This is a genomic window from Halostagnicola sp. A56 (assembly GCF_000691505.1).
Lineage (GTDB): Archaea > Halobacteriota > Halobacteria > Halobacteriales > Natrialbaceae > Halostagnicola.
This window is the reverse complement of record NZ_JMIP02000020.1, coordinates 53,260-79,500: the sequence shown is the minus strand read 5'-3', so window position 1 is coordinate 79,500 and position 26,241 is coordinate 53,260. Positions and strand designations below refer to the sequence as shown.

The following is a 26,241-nucleotide window of genomic DNA, read 5'->3' as shown; positions in this document are numbered from 1 at the left end:
TGGAGGCCCGATAGCCGATATGGCGACGCGCTACACTGCTGTCCTCGATCGGATCGTCGACGGCGAAACGGCGGTGTTGCTCCTCGAGGAAGACGATTCGGTGCGCGAAGAGCGGACCGTTCCGGTCGCAGACCTCCCCGAGGCGGGTAGACACGAGGGGGCCGTTTTCGAACTCGAGGTGACCGAGGACTCGATCCTCGAGGCGACCTACCGGCCCGAGACCGAACGCGAGCGACGAGAACGGCTGCAGGATCGGTTCGACGATCTTTCCGAGCGCCTGTAAGCGGACGGTGTCGCCGTTGGATCCGCTGGATCGATTAAATCTGAGTCGATGAGACCGAATGGGCAGGTTCAAACCCGCGTCTCGAGATGACTCACGTATGATACGCTCGTTCGACGGAACGGAGCCACAGATCGCGGAGTCGGCCTACGTGGACGAGGCGGCGGTCGTCATCGGCGACGTCGTCATCGAACCCGATGCCAGCGTCTGGCCGAACACGACCCTCCGCGGCGATCACGGCACTATCGTCGTCGGCGAGGGCGCGAACGTCCAGGACAACGCGGTGCTCCACGAGGATGCCGAACTCGAGCCCTACTCGACGGTCGGCCACAGCGCCATCGTCCACGACGCGACGGTCGGCGAACGTGCGCTCGTCGGAATGAATGCGGTGGTGCTGGACGGATCACACGTCGGCGAGCAGGCCGTTGTGGCCGCGGGTAGCGTCGTTACGGAGGGGACCGAGATCCCGCCGTCGACGCTCGTTGCCGGATCGCCGGCCGAGCCGAAAACCGAACTCCAGGACGATCGACTCGCCGAGACGGCCGATCGGTACGTCTCCCTGTCGAAGGAACACGCCGAGCGCAGCGAGTGTCTGGAGTAGGAGTGTCCGACGTGTCGCCGCCGCGCGAAGTCAGCAGATCTGCCAGCCGCCGTCGACGTGGAGCAACTCGCCCGCGACGTACGCGGCGTCGTCGCTCGCCAGGAAGAGGTAGGCACCAGCCACGTCTTCGGGCGTTCCGGCCCGACCCAGCGGAACCGGTTTGAGCAACTCGTCGTTTGCTGCCTGCTCTCGAGCGCGCTCGCTCCAGCCCTCGATGAACTCGGTCGCGATCTGGCCCGGCGCGACGCCGTTGACCCTGATTCCCTCCTCGGCGTACTCGAGGGCACTCCCGCGGGTGATCATCCGAACCGAGCCCTTGCTCGAGTCGTATTGGACTTGCTCGAACTGGGCGAGGTTCGAACTAATCGACGCGGTGTTGATGATCGCGCCGGGGTCGTCCCGCTCGATCATGTCCTCGGCGGCGACCTGCGTGCCGAAGAACGCGCCCCGCGAGTTGACCGCGTGGATGCGGTCGAACTCCTCGGGAGTCACCTCACCCATCGACTTCGGGATCTGGAGGCCCGCATTGTTGATCATCACGTCGACGCCACCGTGGCCTCGAGCCGCATCAACGAGCGACTCGAGGTCTTCGCGGTCGGTGACGTCGGTCTCGACGTAGACGCCGGCTCCGGGGCCGTCCTCGAGCAACTCGTCCGTCGGAACCGCGGCGTCTTTGGCCTCTCGCTCGAGGTCGCCGTTTATCACCGTCGCACCGCACTCGCCGAACCGACGCGCGATCTCGCGGCCGATTCCCGAACTGGCCCCCGTGATGACGACCGTCGTCTTCTCGTAGTCGTAGCGTGGTGTAGCCATACTAGATAGTGACACACAGGGGGCATAAATCACGGTGTGGCGTCTCAACCTGGTACTGAGCGATTGATCCTCCGCCGGATCGATGATATCGGGGGCGATCGGCGTCGATTTCGGCGAGATGATCGGCGTCGGTCCTGGTGGGATGATCACGGTCGGTTCCGGCGGGACGGCGTCGAAAACGGCGGCCGGTAGACAGGTCCGTGCTCCTTTCGTCAAGTTGATAGCGCGAGAGTCCGTCAGGTCGACGTGACTATGTCGTCTCTCCCCGCGACGACGGGTTCGCTGCCGGCCGGCGCGCTCGACTCGAGCGGGTCGCTCGCCGCCGGGGCTCCGGCGGCGATCACGTCGCCGATCACGGAACTCGCCCAGACGACGGTCGTCGGATCGTTCACCGTCGTCAATCTCCTCGCGTGGGTCTCGATCGGCATCTTCGTGCTCGCGTTCGCCCTCGAGTGGCGCGGGGAGATCGATCCGGCCCGACACGTCGCCGCGGCCGCGTGGGTGCTGTTCGGGCTGTTCTGGCTGTTGATGGCACCGCACTACTACGCGGATGTCCAGAGTCCAATACAGACGTTGCTCTCGCTCGCCGCCCTCCCGCTGTGTACCTACGCCGCGTACCTGCTCGTCAACGGTCGAACGTCGTTGCTCGTGCTCTCGAAGGCGGTCGCGATCATGGGGATCATCTACCTCCCCGCGGAGACGATCCCGTTCGTGCGCCGGTGGTTGATCGAGACGACCGCCACACAGACTCACTACGGGATGGAACTGCTCGGACACAGTCCGGGAATCATCGAGGGAAGCGCCGGCTACGAGAGTAAGTTCGATTTCGACCCCGACGAGACCGTCACCGGGCGGACGACCTACATCATCATGGCCTGTACCGGGATCGGGAGCATGGCGATCTTCGGCGGCCTCATCGGGGCCGTGAAAGCGCCGCTCAAGCGAAAGGTCGCGGCCTTCGCTGTCGCGATCGGCGTCATCTGGATCCTCAACCTGATCCGCAACGTCTTCATCGGCCTCGCCTCACCGTGGGGCTGGTTCCAGCACGACCCCATCGTCCACGTCATGACGACGTACCTGGGGGCCCAGCCGGATCGCGTCTCCTATCTCGTCGCGCACAACTACCTCTCCCAACTGGGCTCGGTCGTCGCCCTCCTGGCGATCGCCTACCTCCTCATGAAGATCCTCCCCGAGATCCTCGAACCGCTCGAGGAGGTCCTGTTCATCCTCTCGGGAACCGAGTACGACCTCGAGGAGGCCGTCGACGCGGAGAAGCCAGCAGATGCCGACGACTGAGTTCTCGCTCGCCTCGCGGTCGGTATCCGTCCCGGACGCGGACGCGCTCGTCCTCGCGGACGTCCATCTCGGAAAAGGCGCGGCCTCGAGCGTCGACGCCCCCCTCGAAACCGCCGAAGACAGTATTTCGCGGCTGAAACTGCGCCTCGAGAGTTGTGAGCCGTCGACGGTCGTCATCGCGGGCGACCTGTTGGATTCGTTCGATAGCGTTCCGCGCGGTGTCGAAGCCGATCTCGCCGAGCTCTGCGACCTCGTCGCGGACGCCGGCGCGTCGCTCGTCGTGACACCTGGGAACCACGACACGATGCTCGTGGATGTCTTCGATGGAACCGTGGCCGACGAATACCGACTCGCAGACGGCGAGACGGTGGTCTGTCACGGCCACGACGCGCCCGAGTCGACCGCCAAGCGGTACATTATCGGACACGATCACCCTGCGCTGTCGGTCGACGGACGGAAACTGCCCTGTTTCCTCTACGGACCTGGCGCGTACGACGGCGCGGACGTGCTCGTCTGTCCGGCGTTCACGCGGCTCGCCCGCGGTGCCACGGTAAACGACATGCGCGGGTGGGACTTTCAGTCACCGCTGATCCGCGACAGCGACGCGTTTCACCCCGCCGTCCGCGACGAGGCGGACGCGGAGACGCTCTGGTTCCCACCGCTCGGAGAGTGTCGCCAACTCCTCTGAGACAGTCGCTGCGTGAAATCACGGCGCGGAACGGTAGAGCCGAATCTCAGTCACTACACCCTCGAGATCCGAATCAGTCGGTCGTGTCGGTTTCCGATCGCTCGTCTCCGGCTGCCGGCTCGTCTTCGGTCGTTATCCCTTCGACTTTCTCCTCGACGGTTTCGTCTACTTTCTCCGCAACAGTTTCGTCCACCGTTTCTTCGACCTTTTCGTCGACCGTTTGATCAACGGTTTCTTCGACCTTCTCCTCGACCGTTTCATCAACTTTCTCTTCGACCGTCTCGTCCACATCTGAGACCACCGGCAATTGCGATTGACATATTGAGATTCGATCCGTTGTCGGTACCTTTAAGTTCTCCCGGGCAATTTTTTCAGTTGACGCTTCGCTTGGAGGGCCGAAGCGTCAGCGGGGACCAATTCAGGGCGGCAAGCAACCGCGTGACATTTTTCCGTCACGCGGTTTGCTTTCCTGTTTACGCGACGACACTCACTTTCGGTAGTTACTTCAGCGTCGGTCGAACGCCCGATATCGCGATCGTCGAGTCGAATCCGTACCGAGAGAATTGTGCTCTTCGAAAGCACCTGAAAGCTAAACATGAACCGCGTGTTATGTGTACTCACTTGGGAAACCCCTCATCAGCACAATACGTACGGATTCCCTCGTTTACTGTAGCTCACACGAAAACTGGACGAATCTGATCGAAACAACCCGACATGTTTATTAAATTTCGACAGTAAGTACGACCGGTACTTACCCAATGTACGACCTGACAGGATTTCAGCGTGACCTGCTCTACGTCATCGCTGGCGAGGAGGAACCGCACGGACTGGCCATCAAGGAGGAACTCGAGCAGTACTACGAAAAGGAGATTCACCACGGGCGACTGTACCCGAACCTCGATACCCTCGTCGACAAGGGACTCGTCGAAAAGGGACGCCGCGATCGGCGAACCAACTTCTACACGCTCACCCGCCGCGGACAGCGCGAACTCGAGGCGCGCCGGGAGTGGGAAGCACAGTACGTCGAACTCTAGGATAGGGTCGGTCCGCCTGTTTTGACGCGGTACGGGTCCGTGTCGACCAGACGTTTGCGTCGACACAGACTCGTCAGGGTAGCGAGAGCGGTCGCCGTCCGGAGATCGCACTCGCGCGGTCACCTGCGACATTTGGGGTGAGCAATTTGTTTATTTACTTCTACGGACAATAGCGGTAGGTGAACGGAGCGACGCTACAGGTCGTCGAGGCACCGCTCGACGAGACGGTCGTTCGGATCGCCCTCGCCGGAGCGCTCGGACTCTTTCTCGGTCTCGAGCGCGAGTGGTCGAAACGGCCGGCCGGAATCAGGACGTTCTCGCTAATCAGTCTCCTTGCGGCCGTCTTTACGATCCTCGTCCTCGAGACCGAAATTGGCGATGGGGTGATCGTCCTCGGCGGACTGCTGGTCATCGTTCAGGGAACCATGCTCGCCGTCAAGGGCCTCCTCGATGAAGACGAAGACGCCGGGCTCTCGTTGACGACGTCGGTCTCGATGCTCGTCGCCTACGGCGTGGGATCGGTCGTCGCGGCCGGTTTCGTCCTCGAGGGAGTCACCGTCGCCGTCCTCTCGACCCTGTTGTTGGTGCTCAAGCGGGAACTCCACGAGTTCGCGTGGGGGCTCTCACGCGAGGAGATGCGGTCGACGACGGAGTTCGCGATCCTAGCGTTCGTCATCTACCCGCTCTTGCCCGCCGAAGAGACGCTCACTATCGGTTCGATCGCGATCCCGATCGAACCAAAGGTGATCTGGCTGATGGTCGTCGCCGTCGCGGGAATCGGGATCGTCAACTACGCGATCGTCTCGACGTACGGCGGACGCGGCATCGCAGTCACCGGCTTTTTCGGCGGGCTGGCGGCCTCGACCGCCGTCGTCGGGACGATGCTCGACCACGTCAACCAGCGGCCCGAGGCGGCTTCCTACGCGGTTGCGGCGATTATCCTCGCGGACGCGGCCATGGCCGTCCGGAACCTCGCGATCGCCCTCGCGTTTACGCTGGGCGGCGGCGTCGACGTCCTCGTCGAGGCGCTCGTTCCGCTCGGCGCGGTCATCGCGGTTGCGGTGGCCGTCGCCGCCGTCTCGGCGGACTGGTCCGAGTCGCCCGAGATCGACCTCGTCAGCCCGTTTTCGATGAAGAACGCGCTCGCCTTCGGCGCGGTCTTTCTCGCGGTGCTCGTGCTCGGGTCGCTGGCCGAAGTCTGGCTCGGGACCGTCGGCTTTTACGTCACCGCCGTCGCCAGCGGGCTCGTCTCGAGCGCCGGCGCGACGACCTCCGCCGTGGTGTTGTACCGTGGCGGACAGCTCGGCCCGACGGAAGCATCGATCGCGATTCTGCTGGCGACTGTCTCGAGCATCGTCGTCAAGGCGCTGCTGGTGAGAACGGCTTCGAACCAGCGATTCAAAAATCGCGTCACCACCGCCAGCGGCGTTCTTCTCGTGGGCGGGGCACTTGCGTCCGTCGTTCTGGTCATCTGATCGGACAGACGAGATCCGAATTGGACACCACTTCCCGCGTGGCAGGCACACGCCCAGCGCGCTCGAGAGTCGGGACAGCTATGGGCGTCGATGACGGAGTATCGGTCGTGTCACATCCGGTTCGCGCGTGTCGGCGCTGTGTCCAACGCGAGTACGAATCGATCATCGACGGGATCGATTACTGTGCGGACGCGGTGTCGGAATCGTGGGACGGAGACTCTGTTGGGGATCGTCGGCGCGTCGTAGAGCCGATGCAAACCGCGCTCGAGTCGGCGGGGATACTCGAGCGCCTCCCTATCGTTCTCGCTGACTCGATCGAGTCGGCCGGGTACGAACTTTCGGCGACGCCGGTCCCTGCCCCTCCCTACGTCGTTTTAACGAGTCGAGGCCCAATCTGTCGGGCCACGATTGAACCGGGACGAATACTCATCCGATTCGACGTTTTCGACGTTGCTCGAGATCCAGAACCCGTTTATCACCGACTCGATGGCGTACAGGTCTCGGTATCTTTAGAGTAGTATTCTCCCCATAGGGATTCGATTCGCCTGCAACCGGAGGGACACCGGATTTTACGGCCGAACTCGCCGATTCGTCACGAACAGGTTTTCTGTACCTGACCACGGTTAATAAAATGGCCATATTTATTACTAACATGCCACAACTATCGGTAGGTGTATAACAGTGACTGGTAATCGACGTTCGCATGCTCGACGAACCGTGCTCGTTTCATCCGCAAGCCTCGCAACGTTCGGTCTCGCGGGCTGTCTCGACGGAGGCGCTGGCGAAGGATCCGAGAATGCCGATGGGGGGACCTCCGAGGAGGATACCGAAGGCGATGAGACGACGGACTCTGAAGACCTCGAGATTGCGGAGTTCGAACTCCTCGATCGAGACGACGCTGCCGTCGCGTCCATTCACGGCGATCACTGGGACGGTGGCCCGCTCGAGGTTCCCCACGACGACGGGCGCTCACTCGGGGCGGCCGCCGAAGACGAGGACGGGAACGCCATCGAAATCGGCGACGAGTACGCTCTTGGCGTGGTAGTGGCCCAAGAGGCACAAACGGGAGTCGTTGCGAGCGACCCCGACGAGGATTTCCACGGCGATCACATCGACCTTCACGGCGAAGGAGACGGCTCCACAGCTGTCGTCTTCCAGATCCGAAACGACGGAGATGTCGTCTACGAAACGCCGGCCCTCGAGGTCGTTGTCGGAGACGCCGAAACCGAGACTGACCACGACGAGAGTGACCACGAACACGACGGCGAAAGCGACCACGACGAGAGTGACCACGAACATGACGGCGAAAGCGACCACGACGGGAGTGATCACGAACACGAGAGCGGCGGTGACCACGAACACGATCACTAAGCAGACCGCCACTTGGGTAAACGGCGTGAGTGCCTTTCGTGCGGTTTCGAGGGTGTCGTTTGGTGCTTCCATCCGACTCGAGGTGCCGTTCATCGGTAACGGTCGACCGCTTACTAAGATGGAATTCTCGAGTACTACGTGTTATTAACAATGCAATTCTAGATAATAACATTTTTATTCGCTCACTCGAACGTGCTACTATGAACCTTTCACGCCGTGGCCTCCTCCAGAAGGGGGCGGGCGCGGTCACACTCGCTGCGGTCGCCGGCTGTCTCAGCGAACCCAACAGCACCAACGCAGAGGGAGGGTACGCTGCGTTCTTTCCGCTCTGGGACTGGTCTCGGCAGGTGTCCGGCAACGAAATAGCCATCGAGAACGCTATCGGCACCGGCCAGATGGGCCACGGGTGGGAGCCACCCAGCGACCTCCAGCGGGACATCGCAGAGTCGGAAGTATTCGTCTACCTCGATACCGAACAGTTCGCGTGGGCCCAGGAGTTCGCGAGGACGTTCGAGCAAGAGTACGATCACATGACTGTGATCGATTGCATGGACGGACTCGAGAACCACCTTCTGGGAACCGAGAACGACACAGACGTCGATAGTGAACCGTCGGACCACGATTTCGACCCCGAAACCCTCGAAATCACGAACGCGACTCTCTACGACTACCGCACTGGCGAGGAAGTCGGGTCCTGGCACAACGGTCACTGGCACGGCGGTGTTCCGGACGTTCCTCTCGACGACGAGGTCGCGATCACTGCCGTCGTTGAGGATAGCGAGGGTCGGGTGCTCCCACTCGGAAGCGACGAGCAGTTTCAGTTCGCGGCCGCGTTTGCGAACGGCGAGGACGATGGCCTCGAAATTGAGTCCCGGGGGGATCACGTCGTGTTCAGCGGGACCGACACGACCCAGGTCGCTGTTGCCCTCGAACTCGTCGCCAACGGCGATGTCGTCTGGGAGACGAACGAAAAGCCGACGACCGTGACGGTCGTCGAGGAACTCGAGGAGACGGACGCGCCGGAGAACGCGGATCCCCACGTCTGGATCGATCCGGTCATCGCACAGGACATCGTCGAAACGATCGCCGAGGGTCTCGCAGAGGCCGACCCGGATAACACCGAGACGTACGAAGAAAACGCAGCGAACTACATTACGGACTTAGAGGCCGTCGACGAACAGTTTCACGAACTCGTCGAAACGGCGGACCGCACCGTCGCCGTCTTTGCCGGGCACGATTCCTACCAGTACATCGAACGCCGTTATGGGTTCGAGCTACATACCCCAGCCGGGATTTCACCCGACGACGTTCAGAGCAGCGAGGATATCACCGAGATGATCAGCCTCGTCGAAGAACACGATATCGACACGATCCTGTACGACCCCTTCGAGACGCAAGATCCTGGCGAGGACGTTCCAGACATGGTCGACGTACTGCTCGATGAAACCGACGCGACCGATTCTGCGCCGCTAACACCGCTCGAGGGAAATACCGAGGAGTGGGACGAGGCGGGCTACGGCTGGGTCGAACAGATGGAGTCGGTGAACATCCCCTCGCTGAGAAGAGCGCTGGGCGCGGAGTGAGTCGGCGAAATATGGAACACATAAACGCCTCCGCGTCCGAGTACGGAGTGAACTATCCGTGAATACCGTCGTCGATATCGGGGACGTCTCGTTCGCCTACGGCGATACCGTCGCGATAAGAGACGTCTCCCTGACGATTTCGAAGGGTGACTTCCTCGGACTCATCGGTCCCAACGGATCCGGAAAGACGACGCTGTTACACCTCATGCTCGGATTGTACGCGCCCGACGAAGGTACCATCGAACTGTTCGGTGAACCCGTTTCGGAGTTCGCCGATGGCGAGCGGATCGGGTACGTCTCCCAGCAGGCGACCAGTCGCGGCGGCACGATGCCGGTGACCGTCCGCGAAGCCGTGACTATGGGCCGATTTCCCCACGCCGGTCACGCACCACTGAGCGACGCCGATCACGACGCCGTCGACGACGCGATGGAGACGGTCGATATTTCCGAACTCGCAGACAAGCAGGTCAATCAGCTCTCGGGCGGACAGCGCCAACGGGCCTTTATCGCTCGAGCGCTCGCCTCCGAGGCCGATCTGCTCGCGCTCGACGAACCCACCGTCGGCGTCGACGCCGAGTCCCGAGACGAGTTCTACCGACTCCTCGAGACCCTGAACGAATCGGGGATCACGATCGTGTTGATCGAACACGACATCGGCGTCGTCACGGACCGCGCGGATCACATCGCCTGTATCAACCAGGAGTTATACCACCACGGAGACACCGAATCGTTCGTCGAAAGCGATGCCTTGACAGAGGCGTACGGAACGTCGGGACAGGTCGTCCACCATCACCACTAATGAATTTCAGACGCGCTACCGAACTCGTCGGAATCGGAGCGACCGCGCTCCTCGCGGTTGTCATGCTCGTATTCGTCGGCCTCGAGTGGCTACAGGGCTACGCCGCTACGGGTTGGTTGTACGATCAGTTCATCATCGCCGGGATGTGGCTGGACCTCTATCTGGGAACGAACGTGTTCAGCCACTCGTTCATGTGGCGATCGATCGCCACGGCCGTCTTCGTGGGAATCGTCGCGCCGCTGGTCGGCACGTATCTGGTCCACCGTGAGATGGCGCTTATCGGCGAGACGCTCGCGCACACGGCGTTCGCCGGCGTCGCTTTCGGCCTACTGTTCAGCGCGACGACCGGTTGGGACGGCTCGTTGCTCGTCGTCGCACTCGTCGTCGGCATCCTCGGGGCGCTCGGGGTCCAGTGGCTAACCGAGCGGACGAACGCGTACGGCGACGTCCCAATCGCGATCATGCTCACCGGGAGTTTCGCCGTCGGCACCCTCCTCATCAGTTACGGCCGCGGGCTGTCGGGCGTGAGCATCGAGGAGTACCTGTTCGGAAGCGCGTCCTACGTGACGATCGGTGGGTCACAGCTGATGGCCGCGCTCAGTCTGATCGTCGTGGGCGTCGTCGCCGTCACGTACAAGCAACTGCTGTTTATCACGTTCGACGAGCAGGCCGCCCGTGTCGCCCGGCTCAACGTCACCTGGTACAACACGCTCTTGATCGTACTGACGGCAGTCGTCGTCGTCGGTGCCATGCAGATCCTCGGGGTCATCCTCGTCGCCGCGATGTTGGTCATCCCGGTCGCCGGAGCCTCTCAGGTCGCTCACAGTTTCAAAGAGACGCTGGTCCTCTCGGTTCTTTTCGGCCAGCTTTCGGTGCTCGGGGGCTACGCGATCGCGATCAATCAGGGGCTCCCGCCGGGCGGATCGATCGTCGTCACAGCGATCGCCGTCTATCTCGTGGCGATATTCGGCTCGAGCGGCTCCGTCTCGGCGCTCTCGACGCACTGATGGAACTTCTTCCGGTCGGGAACTGCCATGTACGTTTAACTCACTACTCGTGAAACGGTGTCGTGATGGGAAGGCTATCCGAACTGTTCGAACCCGATGCCGTCGCCGTCGTCGGCGCGACCGATCGGGAGGGCGCAGTCGGCCGGGCGATCCTCGAGAACCTCTCGACAGGCTTTGCGGGCGAGGTCGTTCCAGTGAATCCGAACCGAGAGACCGTCCTCGGACACGAGTGCTATCCGGACCTCGAGCGCGCGCCCGTCGTCGACTTGGCGGTCGTCGTCGTTCCACCGCCGATCGTCCTCGAGACGTTACGAGAGATCGGCGAGACGGGAACCGAAAACGTCGTCGTCATCACGGCGGGGTTCTCCGAGACCGGATCGGAGGGCGCGCGACGTGAGCGGGAACTCCGCGAGATCGCCAGGGAGTACGATCTCAACGTGGTCGGCCCGAACAGTCTGGGCATCATGTCGACTGCCGTCGGAATGAACGCGACGTTCGGACCGGAACGGGCCAAAGCGGGCGGCATCTCCTTTATGAGTCAGTCGGGCGCGTTCATCACCGCGGTGCTCGACTGGGCGAACGATCAGGAGATCGGCTTTCGCGACGTCGTTTCGCTCGGCAACAAGTCCGTGCTCTCAGAGACCGACTTCGTCCGGCAGTGGGGAGAAGACTCCGAAACGGAGGTCATCATCGGCTACCTCGAGGACATCGACGAGGGGGCCGAGTTCGTCCGCGTCGCTCGAGACGTCACCGACGACACGCCGATCGTGCTCGTCAAGTCCGGTCGAACCGACGCGGGGGCACACGCCGCGTCGTCGCACACCGGCGCGATCGCCGGGAGCGAGCGCGCCTACGAGACCGGACTCGAGCAAGCCGGCGTGGTTCGCGCACGATCGGTACAGGAACTGTTCGACTACGCTCGGGCGCTCTCGGGGTTGCCGGTTCCCGAATCCGAGTCCGTCGCGGTCGTGACGAACGCGGGCGGCCCCGGCGTCCTGACGACCGACGCGGTGGGCGATTCGACGCTCGAGATAGCCTCGTTCACCGAGGAGACGCTCGAGTCGTTGTCCGAATCCCTTCCCGAGGAGGCGAACGTCTACAATCCCGTCGACATCATCGGCGATGCGGACGCCGACCGCTTCGCTGAGGCCCTCGACACCGCTCTGGCCGATCCGAACGTCGGAAGCGCCGTCGTCGTCAGCGCGCCGACTGCGGTGCTTTCGTACGAGGACCTCGCGGAGGTAGTCGTCGAAACGCGCGACCGACACGAAACGCCCGTCGTCACCGCGATGATGGGCGGGCAGCGAGCGCACACACCCGAAGCGACGCTTCGCGAAGCCGGAATCCCGAACTACTTCGACCCCGCACGGGCAGTCTCGGGACTCGACGCGCTCGCTCGCTATCGCGACGTCCGCCAGCGCTCTCGAGACGACCCGGCGACGTTCGACGTCGACCGCGAGCGAGCGCAGCGGATTCTCGAGCGCACGAAATCGCGGTCGGGGAACCAACTCGGCATCGAATCGATGGACCTGCTCGAGGCCTACGGCATCCCGACGCCGGAGGGAGCGGTCGTCGACGATCCGGAAAGCGCGCGAGAACTCGCTGAATCGATCGACGGCGATGTCGTCATGAAGATCGCGAGCCCGGACATCGCCCACAAATCGGACATCGGCGGCGTCAAGGTCGGCGTTCCGGACGCCGAGGTGGCCGACGCCTACGAGGACCTGATCGCTCGAGCGCGAAACTACCAGCCCGACGCGCAGATTCTCGGCGTTCAGGTGCAAGAATCGCTCGACTTGGACGGGTCGACCGAGACCATTCTCGGTATGAACCGCGACCCGCAGTTCGGACCGCTACTGCTTTTCGGGCTCGGCGGCATCTTCGTCGAGATCCTCGAGGACACGTCGGTCCGCGTCGCGCCGATCGGCGAAACCGAGGCCAGAGACATGATCGACGGCGTGAAGACGTCGCCGCTTTTGGCCGGCGCGCGCGGTCGCGAACCCGCGAACACCGACGCGGTCGTCGAAGCGATACAGCGCCTGTCCCAACTGGTCACTGACTTTCCGGCGATCCTGGAAGTGGATATCAACCCGCTCATCGCGGGCCCGAACGATGCACAGGCGATCGACCTCGTCGTCACCGTGGACACGGAGGAACTATGACTGACACAGACCCCAGCGACGCGACGGACCCGACCGACCGAACCGACACCGAGACGCTGCTCGTGAGTTCACTCGAGGCCAGCGTTGGAAAGACCGCGATTGCCCTCGCGCTCGCCCGACTCGCGAGCGACGGCGATTCGGCCCCCGCGGCGGGCTACATGAAACCGCGCGGGACCCGCCTCGAGAGCAACGTCGGAAAGACCCTCGACGAGGACCCGTTTCTCGCTCGAGAGCTCCTCGAGTTCGAAGCCGAGGTACACGACATGGAGCCGATCGTGTACTCGCCGACGTTCATCAAGCAGGTGATTCGCGGCCGCGAGGATCCGGACGAGCTACGAACCAGAGTTCGAGAGGCCGCCGACACGCTTGCCGCGAACTGCGATCGACTGTTCGTCGAAGGCGCCGGCACACTCGATACCGGCGGGATCATCGACCTCACGGATGCGGACGTCGCGGAACTCCTCGACGCGCGCGTGCTGCTCGTCGCCACCTACGAGTCTGCCGACGACGTCGATCCCATCGTGACCGCGGCGAGAACCTTCGGCGATCGACTCGCTGGCGTCGTGTTCAACGACGTTTCCGAGCAGGCGTACGACGAACTCGAGACGGATGTCGTCCCGTTCCTCGACGGCCGCGGGATCACGACATACGGAACGATTCCGAGCGAGCGCACGCTCGCGGGCGTCACCGTCGAGGAGCTCGCGGACGAACTCGGTGCGACGACGCTCGTCGAGGACGATGCCGACACCTACGTCGAACGGTTTACCGTCGGTGCGATGGGGGCAGACAGCGCGCTTCGTCACTTCCGCAGGACGAAAAACGCCGCCGTCATCACGGGCGGGGATCGATCGGAGATCCACACCGCGGCTCTCGAAGCACCCGGTGTTCGGTGTCTCGTGCTGACCGGCGGGCACCGTCCGTCCGGAGCCGTGATCGGTCAGGCAACCGAGCGGGGGGTACCCGTACTCTCGGTCCAGACGGATACGCTCACCACCATCGAACGCGCCGAGGCCGTCGTTCAGAGCGGCCGTACGCGGACCCGGCGGACCGTCGAACAGATGGAGTCGCTTCTCACCGAATACGCGGATGTCGATCTAATTTTCGAGACAGCGTTCGAGAAGTGACTCGCGGGTCGTACGTTCCTCGTCGGGAAAACCGTGATCGGTCGGTCCGGGCAAACCGACCTCCTCCGGGTGGCCGAATGTCAGAGGCACCCCGGCACGCTACCGTACTGGCTGAACCCTCATACCTTCATCTGATGCGGACTCAATCAATCGATCGTCGCCAGTATTTATCACTTGTGGCTGTTTATAAGTAATGCGGGGTGCGACGCGCTCGATGTAGATCGCTGCCTTCGCTCGCACGAGACCGTTTCGCCGAAACGTTGCTCCCCTAACACCTGATTGGTCGCCTCGCTCGTCTGACTAACAATTAAGAGTGTGCCAGCCAAGAATGGATTATGGACGATACTCAGCAGGAAATAACTTCCCTCGTGGGTCGTGAAGTCTACTCGAACAACGGGGTCTTCGTCGGCGAAGTCGAGGACCTTCGATTGAACGTCGACGGACAGACCGTGACGGGACTCGCACTCGGCAGCCTCAACACGGAACTGTTCGAAGCCGAGGCCAAAAGCGCAAGCGGCGTCATCGTCCCCTACCGGTGGGTGCGGGCTGCGGGCGACATCATCCTCATCAACGACGTGGTCGAGCGCGTTCGCAGCGCCGACGAGGACGAAGAAGAACTGATCGCGTAGGCGGCTCGTTCGATTCCTTAGTTTCCGTTCGATCCCTCTCCACCTTCGACCCCCATCGCGTCGAACAGCGTTCGTTTGACCGCTTCTTCGGTCAACTCGAGGAACGTGTCTCTGGTTTCCGCCGAGATTTCGATGCCGGTGAAGATTCCGAGCGGGATCTCCGCGCTCGCCTGGGTCGAGTGGCCAGCCGTCTCGCCGATTTCGCCGTAGGCGTCGTCGAGGATCTTGCCGATGTTGATCCGAATGTCTTTCGACCGGGCGGATAGGAAAATCGTCTCCTCGGCGATGCCGAAGACGGCAGTGGTCGTGACGCCCTCGAGGTTGAGCAGGTGGCTGGCGGCCTGCGTGAGCGCCTCGCGGTCCCGGACGATCCCGGCGTTCGAGACGAGGTGACTCCCCTGAACATCCCGATTCGCGATCGCTTCCGCGAGTACGTCGAGCGTCTCGGGCGACATCGACGGCGACTCGACCTGTTCTAACGTGTCGTGGTCCGCGAACGGGTAGAGGTACGCGGCGGCGGTGAGGTCCGCGGGGGTGGTGTCGCGTTTGAAATCGAGGGTTTCGGCCCGGATACCGTACAGTAACGCGGTCGCGACCTCCTCGGAGACGTTGACGTCGAACTCCTGGATGTACTTCGTCATGATCGTCGACGTCGAGGACATGTTCGGCCGGATGTCGACGAATTCCGGTTCGTACTCCGCCTCCGGCTCGTGGTGGTCGATCACGATATCGACGTCGAGGTCGATCTCGGTCGAGGTCGAGTGATCGACCAATGCGATCGTATCGTGGCCCGAGAGATCCTCGAGTTCGTCCCACTGGACCAGATCGATCCCGAGTAAGTTGACGAACGCCCTGTTTTCTTGGTGGCCCATATCGCCCAGATAGACGATATCCGATTCGACGCCGAGATGGGAGGCGATCGCCTGCAACGCGGCGGCGCTCGCGATCGAGTCCGGATCCGGACTCTCCTGTGTGACGATCGCCAGTCGCTCGGTGGTCTCCTCTAATAGCTGGGCGAGTTTCCCCGCGTTGTACTCGAGTTCACCCGACTCGAGGGCTCGAAGCGCCGAATCCGCGATGACCGCCGAGGGGTTGATAACGATGTCGGCACCGAGCTCCGAGAGTTCGTCGCCGGAGACGGGATCGCTCGCTCGAGCGACGACGAACTGGGTGCTATTCGAGTTTCGAATGTGCTCGACGGCTCGCTTGTTCGCCTCGACGTTCGAGGCGAGGATCAAGACGACGTCGCGTTCGGCGACGAGTTCCGCGGCCTCGGGCTCGCGGATGTCCGCCGTTCGTGCATCGAGGTCCTGATCTCGGAGCGACTCGACGCGACTCTCGTCGCGGTCGATGATGAGGACGTCCTTGCCTTGCTCGACGAGTTCCTCCGCGACGGCGTAGCCGACGCTCCCACAGCCAAGAATCGCGTAGTCAGAAATCGACGAGATCGTGACCCCCATGCTCATGTGAACGTGATGTAGGTCTCACAGCACTTAACGCTCCCGAAGAATGGTACGTTCCGCGAACGGTGATTGCGTTCGGGAACGGCCATTGCGTCCGAGAACGGCGAGACCGTGCACACCTGTCCCACGACAGTCCCCAAGGGAAACGTATTTCAACACGTATCCGAAAATTTCGGGTACAGGGCCGGTAGCTCAGTTAGGCAGAGCGTCTGACTCTTAATCAGACGGTCGCGTGTTCAAATCGCGCCCGGCCCGCTTCTGCTCCGAGCAATTACGCGAGGAGCGAAGCGGCTATTGGGATTTGAATGCAGGGAGAGAGCAGTCTCGCGAACGGAGTGAGCGAGGAAGCGATCGACCGTGTGTTCAAATCGCGCCCGGCCCGGTTTCGATCGGCGAACGGATGACAGGAGTGAAACGGTCTTAGTTAATCGGACACCGATACGCTAGAGATACTGGACCGATTCTGAACCAATGGGAGAGAATACCATCCACTGTCCAGATTGGAAGTACGAGGATCACAGGGGAGTTGTCAGCAAGTCAAGATTGAAGTGTCGAGCTTGAATACATTCGAGAGAGTCACGTATGGCAACTGTTCGAAGAGAGGGAAAGTGGACGCTCGAGAAGGATAGAGAAGGGGTGTACGCAATCTGTGAACGGGGTGAGCTCCGCGCTCGAGTACTCACAGCTGACTACGAACCGTAGGGGGTACTGGACGATGTCCAATCAGATATGATGACTGAGACGATCGAGGTAGTCGATTTTCCAGCGGCAGAACAGGAATTTCACAACTACATCGAACAAGTAGAGAGCGGTGGCTTTAGCCTATTCTGAGATTCACAGGGTCTTCTAAAACTCTTCACGGCAGACTGAAATTACGTACTGCTGGCCCACCGGCCACTGACCTTACTATGAGCGATGACGAACTCATCTGGCGAATCGCAGGGGGTTCCGGGGATGGAATCGACTCGACGAGCCAGAACTTTGCAAAAGCGCTGATGCGCGCAGGGTTGCACGTATTCACCCACCGACACTATCCGTCACGGATTCGCGGTGGTCACACGTACGTCGAGATCCGCGCATCGGCCGATGACGTACAGTCACGCGGCGACGGCTACAACTTCCTGCTCGCGCTGGGCGACTCGTTCGCGCGAAACCCCCAGGAAGAGGCCTACTACGGAAACGAAGAGATCAAGCCGCTCTCGGAGAACCTCGACGATCTCCGCGAGGGCGGGATCATCGTCTACGATGAGGGGCTCGTCAGCGAGGAGGACGTCGCTGACCTCGAGCTCGAAAAGCGTGCCGAGGAGAACGACTGGCACGTCTTCCCGATGGATCTCCGCGGCCTCGCGAAAGAACACGGCCGCGAAGTCATGCGAAACACCGCCGGTGTCGGCGTCACCGCCGCGTTGCTCGACATGGATCTCGAGCACATCGAGGACCTCATGAGCGACGCGATGGGCGGCGACGTCCTCGAGTCGAACCTCGAGATTCTCCACGAGGCCTACGAGATCGTCAACGAGGAGTACGATTTCGAACACGACCTTCGCGCGCCGACCGGCGAGCACGAAACCGAGCAGGCGCTGCTCTCGGGTTCGAACGCGATCGCCTACGGCTCGATCGACGCCGGCTGTCGATTCATCGCCGGCTACCCAATGACGCCGTGGACGGATGTGTTCACGATCCTCAGCCAGAACTTCCCAGACATGGGCGGGATCGCCGAACAGGTCGAAGACGAGATCGCGGCCGCGGCCCTGGCCGTCGGTGCCAGCCACGCGGGGGCGAAAGCCATGTCCGGCTCCTCCGGCGGCGGCTTCGCCCTGATGAGCGAGCCGCTCGGCCTCGCTGAGATGACCGAGACGCCGATCGTCCTGCTCGAGTCGATGCGTGCCGGTCCCTCGACCGGGATGCCGACCAAACCCGAACAGGGCGACCTCGAGTTCGTCCTCTATACGAGCCAAGGCGACTCCTCTCGAGTCGTCTTCGCACCGGGAACGATCGAGGAGTGTTACGAACAGACGCGCCTCGCGTTCCACATCGCCTACGAGTACCAGATTCCGGCGATCATCATCTACGACCAGAAGCTCTCGGGCGAGAACACGAACGTTCCAGTCGAGTTCTTCGACCGCGAACCGAACCCGGACCTCGGCTCGACGCTCACCGAAGACGAACTCAAGGAGGCCGCACACGACGCCTCCGGGAAGTTCCACCGCTTCGCCTACGAGCACGAGTCGGGCGCCGAAAACGGCGTCAGCCCGCGTTCGCTGCCCGGACAGAAAGGCGGGCGCTACCTCGCGACCGGTAACGAACACTCGCCGGTCGGTCACATCAGCGAGGATCCGGACAACCGCGTCTACCAGATGAGCCGGCGCGTCGAGAAGCTCGATCACATCCGCGAGGAACTCGACGAGGAACACGACTCGAACCAGACCTACTACGGCGACGAGGACGCAGACTTCGGCATCATCACCTGGGGCTCCTCCCAGGGTGCCGTCGCCGAGGCGGTCTCCCGGCTCAATGACAACGGCCAGTCGGTCAAGGCGATCGGCGTCTCCGACATGATGCCGTTCCCGGAGACCGAGATGGTCGAGTTCCTAGAGAGCGTCGACGAAGCGATGGTCGTCGAGATGAACGCGACCGCCCAGTTCCGCGGCCTGATCCAGAAGGAACTCGGTCGCTACGGCGAGAAGATGACGAGCCTGCTGAAGTACAACGGCAACCCGTTCGAACCCGCAGAGGTCGTCGAATCCGCCGAGATCAACCTCGACGGCGGCGACGAGGAACCGTCCGCACAGGTACACATCGAACCCGCAGCAGGTGACTAACCCATGAGTGCATTCAACGCAATCGGCGACGAACGAGAGATCGACCGCGAGGAGTACACCCCAGGGGTCGAGCCACAGCCGACGTGGTGTCCGGGCTGTGGTGACTTCGGTGTGCTCAAATCGCTGAAACAGGCGCTTCCGGAAGTCGGGCGAACCCCCGAGGAAACGCTCGTCTGTACCGGAATCGGCTGCTCGGGGAAGCTAAACAGCTACCTCGACACCTACGGTTTCCACACGATCCACGGCCGTTCGCTGCCGGTCGCTCGCGCGGCCAAACTCGCTAACGACGGCCTCGAAGTGATCGCCGCCGGCGGCGACGGCGACGGTTACGGTATCGGTGGCAACCACTTCATCCACACGGCTCGAGAGAACCACGACATGACCTACATCGTGTTCAACAACGAGATCTTCGGCCTGACGAAGGGCCAGACCTCGCCGACGAGCCCGAAGGGTCACAAGTCCAAGACCCAGCCCGGCGGAACGGCCAAGACGCCGATCCGGCCGCTCTCGATGTCGTTGACCTCCGGTGCGACGTACATCGCCCGCACCGCGGCGGTCAACCCGAACCAGGCAAAAGAGATCATCGCGGAAGCGATCGAACACGACGGCTTCGCACACGTCGACTTCCTCACTCAGTGTCCGACTTGGAACAAGGACGCACGGCAGTACGTCCCCTACATCGACGTCCAGGAGTCCGACGACTACGACTTCGACATCACCGACCGCGGCGAAGCCGCCCAGATGATGCAGGAGACCGAGGATGTCCTCAACGAGGGAACCGTCCTCACCGGTCGCTACTACGTCGACGAGGAGAGCCCGTCCTATCAGGAGGAGAAAAAAGAACCTCGGCCGCGTCCCGCAGGAACCGCTGGCCGAGCGGTACTTCGACGACGACGCCGAGTGGGAACGTAGCTACGACCTGCTCGAGCGCCACACGTAACCGTCGCGAGCCGTTCGACCCGTTTTTCCTGACTGGCCGTCAACACGCTGGACTCGTGTACTCCTAACGAGACGGCAGCCACGAATACTGTAAAACAACGGTCGATCGCGTTCCGGATCGGTTTGACTACGTTCACATACCGCAGTTGTCAATCTCGAATATATCTGGATAGTGGGTTCGAGTCTGTCCTGTAGTCAACGAGAATGGATACAGGTGGCTTGCCGATATTTATACTGTACTCATACATAGAGGGACTAATTTAGATGTCCCCGTTCACAATGTCCGTGATTCTTTGCCGGTCAAACAATTGCTCGTCACTGCTGAATTCCTCAGGGTAAATCTGTTGTGCGGCCCGTTCGGTTAATTTGAGATTGATGATGGGTCCCTGGTAGAACCCGCCGGCTCGAATTCGGGTGTTATTTTGCGACGTCGAACTCGCGTATGGACTGTCGCTTTTGATCCGGAACACCGCCTTGTACATGAGCTACTATTCGGCTCGATTATTTAAACCCATTTCCAAAAGGAGAGGGACATCTATCGGTCCCACAAATCAATTGGTATACGTACGCATGAAACAGCAACAGACAGACGATGACTCGGCGTACGAGGTCGGTAGTCCCTCATCGGAGTGGCTCGGATATCAGGGCTCACCCACAGGAACAGAGATCGAGTGCGAGGGATGGCGACAGGAAGCCGCCCTCCGAATGCTCAACAATAATCTCGATCCAGAAGTCGGCGAGAATCCCGAGGATCTCGTAGTGTATGGCGGCACTGGTCGGGCAGCCCGAAGCTGGGACGCGTACGATACGATCCTCTCGGAGCTACGAACGCTCGCTGCCGACGAAACGTTACTGGTCCAGTCAGGGAAGCCGGTCGGACGGTTCAAGACGCATGAACGTTCACCACGAGTGCTTATCGCGAACTCGAACTTGGTCGGCGCTTGGGACGACTGGGAACACTTCCACGAACTCGAATCGAGGGGGCTCATCATGTACGGCCAGATGACCGCGGGATCGTGGGCATATATCGGAACGCAAGGCATTATTCAGGGGACCTTCGAGACACTGGCCGAGGCGGCTCGCCAACACTTCCCCGAGCAGGAGGGGCTTGAAGGGACGATCACGGTCACCGCTGGTCTCGGTGGTATGGGTGGGGCCCAACCGCTAGCTGTGACGATGAACCACGGCGTGTGTATCGCGGCCGAGGTCGACGAACACCGGATTGACAGGCGGATCGAAACGGACTACTGCATGGAGAAGACGGACGACCTCGACGAAGCGATCGAACTGGCCGAAGATGCGGCAGCGAACGGCGAGCCTCTTTCTATCGCGCTCCACATGAACGCTGCCGATATGTTCGACGGGCTGCTCGAACGCGACTTCGTCCCGGACATCGTCACCGACCAGACAAGCGCACACGACGAGCTAGAAGGGTACTACCCCGCGAGTTACTCTGTCGAAGAGGCCGACGCGTTACGTGAGACGGACCCCGACCGGTACGTCGAAGAGAGTCTCGACACGATGCAACGTCACGTCGAAGGCATCCTCGAAATGCAAGAGCGCGGTTCGGTGGCTTTCGAGTATGGAAACAACATCCGTGGACAGGTCGAGGAGCATCGAGAGGTAGCGAACGCGTTCGATTTCCCAGGGTTCGTTCCAGCGTACATCCGGCCCCTGTTCTGTCAAGGGAAGGGACCCTTCCGCTGGGTCGCCCTCTCTGGAGACGAAGCGGATATCCATCGGACTGACGACGCTGTCAAGGAGCTCTTCCCTGAAAAAGATCAACTGCACCGCTGGATAGATATCGCACAGGAACAGGTTTCGTTCCAAGGTCTTCCCAGCCGCGTCTGCTGGCTCGGCTACCAGAGCGACGATGGTCTGACAGAGCGTGCGCGGTTCGCACTCCGGATCAACGAACTCGTCGATGAAGGCGAGATTGCGGCGCCAGTCGTCGTCACGCGAGATCACCTCGATGCCGGCAGTGTGGCTAGCCCGAACCGAGAAACTGAGGCTATGCGAGATGGTTCTGATGCTGTCGCTGACTGGCCAATCCTCAACGCCCTGCTCAACTGTGCTGCTGGCGCAGATATCGTCAGCGTCCACGACGGGGGTGGCGTCGGTATCGGTAACTCTCTCCACACCAATAATCACGTCGTCCTCGACGGCTCAGATCTCGCTGCTGAGAAGGCTCAGCGCGTGTTTACGACTGACCCTGGCATGGGTGTCATCCGCCACGCCGACGCTGGGTACGACGAGGCGCTCGACGAAGCAACGACTTCAGACGTTCACGTCCCGATGAGTGAGAACGAATGAGTGGTTTCACCGCACCACCGAATTGGTCGGGGCCGTCATCGGACCCCGTAGACGAGCAGTTCGGCGACATCGTCAGCGGGGCCGACCTCAACACTGCTGAAGAGTTCGACGTAGTCCTTGTCGGCGAGCCGTATGACGGCGCGGTTATCTCCCGGCGCGGAGCCGTCGAGGGTCCCGAAGCCCTTAGGAACGCGCTTGCAGGGGTGAAGACCCATCACTTCGATACGGGACCCATCGATAGCGTAGCTGACATTGGGGATATCGACATACCCTCGGGCTCAGTTGCTGAGGTACAAGATGCGCTTCAGGAGATTACGGGGTCGGTTCACTCACTCGACGCGCTCCCCGTCTTCCTCGGGGGCGACAACTCATTGACTGTCCCGAATGTCGCTCCGCTGCTCGAGGATTCGAGCGTCGGTGTCCTCAACGTCGACGCCCACCTTGATGTTCGAAAGGTTCGAGACGAACCGACTAGCGGGACGCCCTACCGCCAGTTACACGAGGCCGGACTCGACAGCTACGCCTGTATCGGCGCTCGACACTTCGAGACGAGTACAGCCTATCACGACTATGTACGCGAAAATGGTGGAACAGTCGTGACTGTCGAGGAGGTCACAGCGAATCTCCCCAAAGCCGTCGATCGGGCCCTCTCCGGTCTCGATAACGTCGATCGAATCTATTGTAGTGTCGATATCGACGTTCTCGATGCGATCTATAGTGGTTCTAGCGCCCCGACGCCTGGTGGATTGCTGCCACGCGAACTGTTCCAACTCGTTCGTCTCGTCGCCACCGATGAGCGAATTGCTGGCTACGAACTTGTCGAGTGTTCGCCGCCGCTCGATGTCGATAGGCGAACCGTTGATGCCGCTGCACGAACCGTGGCGCACTTCCTCTCGGGGTGGTCAGCGTGATCGACCTCGTCGTATACGACGCATCACAGGTCGCAACTCCGACAGACGACGGTGAGATGGTAACGATCCAAGACGGTGCCGTGGCAATCAAAGACGGTATCGTCACTGCGATCGGGCCAACCGAGGAAGTTACACGCGACCACCCTCCAGAGAATTCGGCGAACACCATCGACGCTGCCGGAAAAACGGTTCTTCCGGGATTTGTCGACCCACACACACATGCTGTGTTCGCTGGCAACCGCGCTGACGAGTTCACCGCGAAACTCGAGGGTGCAGACTATCAGGACATCCTCGCGGAAGGCGGGGGTATCCTACGAACTGTGCGGGCGACGCGTGACGCCTCTCGCGATCAACTCGTTGGGAACCTTCTCGCACATCTCGACGTCATGCTCGCCCACGGGACGACGACGACAGAGGTGAAATCGGGCTACGGGCTCGACGTCGAGACGGAAGTGAAGATACTCGAAGCGATCGACGAGGCAGCCGACCGGCATCCAATAGACGTGGTGTCGACTTTCATGGGTGCGCACGCTGTGCCCGAGGACACGGACACCGATGAGTACGTCGACCGAGTTATCGAAGAACAGTTACCCATAGTGGCGAAGAACAACCTCGCCGAGTTCTGTGATGTCTTTTGTGAGGAAGGCGTCTTTTCCGTCGATCACTCCCGTTGCGTTCTCGAAGCTGGGTTGGAACACGGGCTGAAGCCGAAGATCCACGCCGACGAGTTCGAGCGACTCGGCGGGTCACAGTTGGCTGCCGACATCGGGGCCACGAGCGCAGATCACTTGTTGCAGTCGACTGAGGCGGACATCGCGGCACTCGGCGAAGCGGACGTAACACCCGTTCTCTTGCCGGGGACTGCCTTTTCGCTCGCGGCTGGCTACGCTGACGTAACGGACTTTGAAGCGGCGGACGTTCCGGTCGCCATCGCGACCGATTTCAATCCGAACTGCTACTCACAGAGTATGGAATTCACAATCGAACTCGCCTGCAATGGCATGCGTATGACACCAGCGTCGGCTGTCCGTAGTGCAACAATTACGGCCGCTAACGCTATCGACAGAACGGACGGCACAGGTACCCTTCGAGAGGGATCATCTGGTGACTTAGTCGTCGCCAACGTGCCCAACTATCAGCACCTTCCGTATAATTTCGGTGTGCAAAACGTACAAACGGTTGTAAAGCGCGGAGAGGTGGTCCACCGTGACTGATGAACCGGTCGTCGTCGACGGCGAGTCCCTCACACCAAATGCCGTCGAGCGCGTGGCACGGAGCGGTGCCATCGTTCGAGTCCCAGAGGAAGTTCGTGAGCGCGTTCGCGAGTCGCGCGAACGCATCATCAATATCGTCGAGTCTGGAGAGGCCGTCTACGGGGTGAACACGGGATTCGGCGAACTCGTCCAAGAACGGATACCCGAGGACGACATCGAAACGCTCCAGCAGAATCTCGTCCGGAGTCACGCTGCTGGTACAGGTCGCGAGCTCGCTACGGAAGAGGTCCGAGCGATGCTCGTTACCCGGCTCAACGCGCTGGTGAAAGGGTACAGCGGCGTTCGGGAACGGATCGTTGACGTTCTCGTGAGGATGATAAACGAGGCAGTCCATCCCGTCGTGAAGGCCAAGGGGAGTCTCGGCGCAAGCGGCGATCTCGCCCCACTCTCCCACCTTGCTCTCGTCGTCACTGGAGAGGGTGAAGCCACTGTGGACGGTGAACGGCTTTCGGGAGCCGAGGCCTTGAAGCGGAAGAACATCGAACCGGTGACACTTCGTGCGAAAGAGGGATTAGGGCTCATCAACGGAACACAGCTGACCGTCGGGTTGGCCTCACTCGTCGTGTGTGATGCTGAACGTACGATGCGTGCGGCGGATATCGCCGGTGCGATGACTACAGAAGCGACGATGAGTACGACTGCGAGTTCACACCCCAGTATCCATCGCGTCCGGCCACACCAAGGACAGACCAAAAGTGCGGAGAACATTCGACGGCTCACCCAGAACTCCGAGATCGTCGAATCTCACCGTAACTGTGACCGGGTGCAGGACGCGTACTCGCTTCGCTGTCTGCCACAGGTGCATGGTGCAGTCCGAGACTCGATTCAACATCTTCGCGAGGCTGTCGAGACCGAACTCAACAGTGCGACAGACAACCCACTCGTGTTCCCTACCGAAAACGCAGATGACCGCGCAAGCGGCACTGAGCGTGCCGCTGTCATCTCTGGCGGGAACTTCCACGGGCAACCCCTGGCCCTGCGGCTGGATTACGTCACGAGCGGTCTCGCGGAATTAGCCTCGATTTCGGAGCGGCGGATGGATCGAATGCTCAATCCCAACGTTCAAGAGGAGCATTTACCCCCATTCCTGACCAAAGGGAGTGGTCTTCGCTCGGGGTATATGATCGCTCAGTACACGGCAGCAGATCTTGTGAGCACGAACCGTTCACAGGGACGTCCGTCAATGGACAGTATCCCCGTCAGCGGGAACCAAGAGGACCACGTCAGTATGAGTGCACAGAGCGCTTATGTTGGGAGAGAAACTGTCGAGTCCACGCTCCGTGTCATCGGGATCGAACTAGCCTGTGCGGCTCAAGCGCTCGATTTTGTGGAGGACCTCACACCCGGTGTCGGGACCGACGCGGCCTATCAGGAAGTTCGCGATCACGTTCCTCACCTCGACGAAGACCGACCGATCCATCGAGATATCGAGTCCACGCTGGCGCTTCTTCGGTCCGATACGTTACTCGATGCCGTCGAGACAGCACTCAACGATCCGCTGGCGTAATGATAAGATTGTGATTTTTTAGTCCGTACGTCTGTTAGCACTTGCGAACATCGAGGATTAGCTTTAACTAATCAATGTTCCCATCAATTGCGATATTAAATTAGCGGTGCTCGAGAACCACTCGAATGCTACTCGAGCACTGTTCTTAGG

The 26,241-nt window shown here is 61.2% G+C and carries 23 protein-coding genes, 1 tRNA gene and 2 pseudogenes; 22 read left to right on the top strand and 4 right to left on the bottom strand.

Annotated features, from left to right (window positions below; all coding sequences use genetic code 11):
* Positions 1-19: 19 nt before the first annotated feature.
* Together EL22_RS11465 and EL22_RS11460 are read left to right on the top strand one after the other, a co-directional pair.
* A complete protein-coding gene (locus EL22_RS11465; RefSeq protein ID WP_050051786.1) occupies positions 20-283 on the top strand; it encodes a DUF3006 family protein in 264 nt (87 codons plus the stop codon).
* A 97-nt stretch (positions 284-380) separates the two neighbouring features.
* The gene (locus EL22_RS11460) at positions 381-881 is read left to right on the top strand and encodes a gamma carbonic anhydrase family protein (protein ID WP_050051634.1); all 501 of its coding nucleotides are present in this window, start codon (positions 381-383) and stop codon (positions 879-881) included.
* 30 nt (positions 882-911) lie between these two features.
* On the opposite strand, the gene EL22_RS11455 is transcribed toward EL22_RS11460, so the two are convergent.
* Positions 912-1,694 (bottom strand): SDR family NAD(P)-dependent oxidoreductase, encoded by a 783-nt coding sequence (locus tag EL22_RS11455; RefSeq protein WP_050051633.1) that lies wholly within the window; start codon positions 1,692-1,694, stop codon positions 912-914.
* Positions 1,695-1,776: 82 nt separating this feature from the next.
* Here EL22_RS11455 and EL22_RS17220 point away from each other — a divergent pair, with 82 nt between their 5' ends.
* The 3 genes from EL22_RS17220 to EL22_RS11445 are packed head-to-tail and all read left to right on the top strand — an operon-like array spanning position 1,777 to position 3,678.
* A complete protein-coding gene (locus EL22_RS17220) occupies positions 1,777-1,944 on the top strand; it encodes a hypothetical protein (protein WP_156184111.1) in 168 nt (55 codons plus the stop codon).
* Between the two features lie 2 nt (positions 1,945-1,946).
* Positions 1,947-2,990, top strand: a complete 1,044-nt coding sequence (gene artA, locus EL22_RS11450) for an archaeosortase A (RefSeq protein WP_050051632.1) — start codon at positions 1,947-1,949, stop codon at positions 2,988-2,990.
* Positions 2,977-3,678, top strand: a complete 702-nt coding sequence (locus EL22_RS11445; protein WP_050051631.1) for a metallophosphoesterase — start codon at positions 2,977-2,979, stop codon at positions 3,676-3,678. Before artA ends, EL22_RS11445 begins: the two co-directional genes overlap by 14 nt.
* Positions 3,679-3,751: 73 nt before the next feature.
* Here the strand turns inward: EL22_RS11445 and EL22_RS11440 are convergent, their stop codons facing one another.
* Positions 3,752-3,967 carry a hypothetical protein gene (locus tag EL22_RS11440; RefSeq protein ID WP_050051630.1) on the bottom strand — a complete coding sequence of 72 codons (216 nt, stop codon included), beginning with the start codon at positions 3,965-3,967 and terminating at the stop codon, positions 3,752-3,754.
* A gap of 469 nt (positions 3,968-4,436) precedes the next feature.
* On the opposite strand from EL22_RS11440, the gene EL22_RS11435 reads away from it, so the two are divergent.
* The 10 genes from EL22_RS11435 to EL22_RS11390 all read left to right on the top strand — a co-directional run bounded on the left by EL22_RS11435 (position 4,437) and on the right by EL22_RS11390 (position 14,862).
* A complete protein-coding gene (locus tag EL22_RS11435; RefSeq protein WP_050051629.1) occupies positions 4,437-4,712 on the top strand; it encodes a PadR family transcriptional regulator in 276 nt (91 codons plus the stop codon).
* A gap of 179 nt (positions 4,713-4,891) precedes the next feature.
* On the top strand, positions 4,892-6,187 hold the full coding sequence (locus EL22_RS11430; protein ID WP_050051628.1) for an MgtC/SapB family protein: 1,296 nt from the start codon (positions 4,892-4,894) through the stop codon (positions 6,185-6,187).
* A gap of 107 nt (positions 6,188-6,294) precedes the next feature.
* Positions 6,295-6,705 carry a hypothetical protein gene (locus tag EL22_RS11425; protein WP_050051785.1) on the top strand — a complete coding sequence of 137 codons (411 nt, stop codon included), beginning with the start codon at positions 6,295-6,297 and terminating at the stop codon, positions 6,703-6,705.
* 199 nt (positions 6,706-6,904) lie between these two features.
* Positions 6,905-7,558, top strand: a complete 654-nt coding sequence (locus tag EL22_RS11420; protein ID WP_050051627.1) for a hypothetical protein — start codon at positions 6,905-6,907, stop codon at positions 7,556-7,558.
* A gap of 200 nt (positions 7,559-7,758) precedes the next feature.
* Positions 7,759-9,141 (top strand): metal ABC transporter solute-binding protein, Zn/Mn family, encoded by a 1,383-nt coding sequence (locus EL22_RS11415; RefSeq protein WP_050051626.1) that lies wholly within the window; start codon positions 7,759-7,761, stop codon positions 9,139-9,141.
* Positions 9,142-9,199: 58 nt separating this feature from the next.
* On the top strand, positions 9,200-9,940 hold the full coding sequence (locus EL22_RS11410) for a metal ABC transporter ATP-binding protein (RefSeq protein ID WP_050051625.1): 741 nt from the start codon (positions 9,200-9,202) through the stop codon (positions 9,938-9,940).
* Positions 9,940-10,947, top strand: a complete 1,008-nt coding sequence (locus EL22_RS11405; protein ID WP_050051624.1) for a metal ABC transporter permease — start codon at positions 9,940-9,942, stop codon at positions 10,945-10,947. Before EL22_RS11410 ends, EL22_RS11405 begins: the two co-directional genes overlap by 1 nt.
* 65 nt (positions 10,948-11,012) lie before the next feature.
* Positions 11,013-13,109: an acetate--CoA ligase family protein gene (locus tag EL22_RS11400; protein WP_050051623.1), complete on the top strand. Its 2,097-nt coding sequence runs from the start codon at positions 11,013-11,015 to the stop codon at positions 13,107-13,109.
* Complete coding sequence (locus EL22_RS11395) at positions 13,106-14,233, top strand: phosphotransacetylase family protein (RefSeq protein ID WP_050051622.1); 1,128 nt, start codon at positions 13,106-13,108, stop codon at positions 14,231-14,233. The genes EL22_RS11400 and EL22_RS11395 overlap by 4 nt, the downstream gene beginning before the upstream one ends.
* 335 nt (positions 14,234-14,568) lie before the next feature.
* Positions 14,569-14,862: a PRC-barrel domain-containing protein gene (locus tag EL22_RS11390; protein WP_050051621.1), complete on the top strand. Its 294-nt coding sequence runs from the start codon at positions 14,569-14,571 to the stop codon at positions 14,860-14,862.
* Positions 14,863-14,879: 17 nt separating this feature from the next.
* On the opposite strand, the gene EL22_RS11385 is transcribed toward EL22_RS11390, so the two are convergent.
* Positions 14,880-16,328 carry a DHH family phosphoesterase gene (locus EL22_RS11385; protein WP_050051620.1) on the bottom strand — a complete coding sequence of 483 codons (1,449 nt, stop codon included), beginning with the start codon at positions 16,326-16,328 and terminating at the stop codon, positions 14,880-14,882.
* A gap of 178 nt (positions 16,329-16,506) precedes the next feature.
* Here EL22_RS11385 and EL22_RS11380 point away from each other — a divergent pair.
* From EL22_RS11380 to EL22_RS11370, 3 genes and pseudogenes are all read left to right on the top strand, one after another.
* A tRNA-Lys gene (locus EL22_RS11380) sits at positions 16,507-16,580 on the top strand.
* A gap of 653 nt (positions 16,581-17,233) precedes the next feature.
* On the top strand, positions 17,234-19,147 hold the full coding sequence (locus EL22_RS11375; RefSeq protein WP_050051619.1) for a 2-oxoacid:acceptor oxidoreductase subunit alpha: 1,914 nt from the start codon (positions 17,234-17,236) through the stop codon (positions 19,145-19,147).
* Positions 19,148-19,150: 3 nt separating this feature from the next.
* A pseudogene (locus EL22_RS11370) lies at positions 19,151-20,087 on the top strand (thiamine pyrophosphate-dependent enzyme).
* Positions 20,088-20,346: 259 nt separating this feature from the next.
* Here EL22_RS11370 and EL22_RS19320 read toward each other — a convergent pair.
* Positions 20,347-20,493 (bottom strand): annotated as a pseudogene (locus EL22_RS19320) (Fe3+-hydroxamate ABC transporter substrate-binding protein); the annotation flags it as partial.
* 163 nt (positions 20,494-20,656) lie between these two features.
* On the opposite strand from EL22_RS19320, the gene hutU reads away from it, so the two are divergent.
* The 4 genes from hutU to hutH are packed head-to-tail and all read left to right on the top strand — an operon-like array spanning position 20,657 to position 26,091.
* On the top strand, positions 20,657-22,399 hold the full coding sequence (gene hutU / locus EL22_RS11360) for a urocanate hydratase (protein WP_050051617.1): 1,743 nt from the start codon (positions 20,657-20,659) through the stop codon (positions 22,397-22,399).
* The gene (gene hutG / locus EL22_RS11355; RefSeq protein WP_050051616.1) at positions 22,396-23,310 is read left to right on the top strand and encodes a formimidoylglutamase; all 915 of its coding nucleotides are present in this window, start codon (positions 22,396-22,398) and stop codon (positions 23,308-23,310) included. The genes hutU and hutG overlap by 4 nt, the downstream gene beginning before the upstream one ends.
* Positions 23,307-24,524 (top strand): imidazolonepropionase, encoded by a 1,218-nt coding sequence (hutI, locus tag EL22_RS11350; protein WP_050051784.1) that lies wholly within the window; start codon positions 23,307-23,309, stop codon positions 24,522-24,524. The genes hutG and hutI overlap by 4 nt, the downstream gene beginning before the upstream one ends.
* A complete protein-coding gene (gene hutH / locus EL22_RS11345; RefSeq protein WP_050051615.1) occupies positions 24,517-26,091 on the top strand; it encodes a histidine ammonia-lyase in 1,575 nt (524 codons plus the stop codon). Before hutI ends, hutH begins: the two co-directional genes overlap by 8 nt.
* Positions 26,092-26,241: the final 150 nt, after the last annotated feature.

Bases quoted from the DNA above. Each gene is read 5' to 3' on its own strand.
- EL22_RS11460 (WP_050051634.1), top strand. From the start codon at position 381: ATGATACGCTCGTTCGACGGAACGGAGCCACAGATCGCGGAGTCGGCC.
- EL22_RS11385 (WP_050051620.1), bottom strand. From the start codon at position 16,328: ATGAGCATGGGGGTCACGATCTCGTCGATTTCTGACTACGCGATTCTT.
- EL22_RS11395 (WP_050051622.1), top strand. From the start codon at position 13,106: ATGACTGACACAGACCCCAGCGACGCGACGGACCCGACCGACCGAACC.
- EL22_RS11390 (WP_050051621.1), top strand. From the start codon at position 14,569: ATGGACGATACTCAGCAGGAAATAACTTCCCTCGTGGGTCGTGAAGTC.
- EL22_RS11455 (WP_050051633.1), bottom strand. From the start codon at position 1,694: ATGGCTACACCACGCTACGACTACGAGAAGACGACGGTCGTCATCACG.
- EL22_RS11435 (WP_050051629.1), top strand. From the start codon at position 4,437: ATGTACGACCTGACAGGATTTCAGCGTGACCTGCTCTACGTCATCGCT.
- EL22_RS17220 (WP_156184111.1), top strand. From the start codon at position 1,777: ATGATATCGGGGGCGATCGGCGTCGATTTCGGCGAGATGATCGGCGTC.
- EL22_RS11445 (WP_050051631.1), top strand. From the start codon at position 2,977: ATGCCGACGACTGAGTTCTCGCTCGCCTCGCGGTCGGTATCCGTCCCG.
- EL22_RS11400 (WP_050051623.1), top strand. From the start codon at position 11,013: ATGGGAAGGCTATCCGAACTGTTCGAACCCGATGCCGTCGCCGTCGTC.
- hutU (WP_050051617.1), top strand. From the start codon at position 20,657: ATGAAACAGCAACAGACAGACGATGACTCGGCGTACGAGGTCGGTAGT.
- EL22_RS11375 (WP_050051619.1), top strand. From the start codon at position 17,234: ATGAGCGATGACGAACTCATCTGGCGAATCGCAGGGGGTTCCGGGGAT.
- EL22_RS11415 (WP_050051626.1), top strand. From the start codon at position 7,759: ATGAACCTTTCACGCCGTGGCCTCCTCCAGAAGGGGGCGGGCGCGGTC.
- EL22_RS11465 (WP_050051786.1), top strand. From the start codon at position 20: ATGGCGACGCGCTACACTGCTGTCCTCGATCGGATCGTCGACGGCGAA.
- EL22_RS11405 (WP_050051624.1), top strand. From the start codon at position 9,940: ATGAATTTCAGACGCGCTACCGAACTCGTCGGAATCGGAGCGACCGCG.
- hutG (WP_050051616.1), top strand. From the start codon at position 22,396: ATGAGTGGTTTCACCGCACCACCGAATTGGTCGGGGCCGTCATCGGAC.
- artA (WP_050051632.1), top strand. From the start codon at position 1,947: ATGTCGTCTCTCCCCGCGACGACGGGTTCGCTGCCGGCCGGCGCGCTC.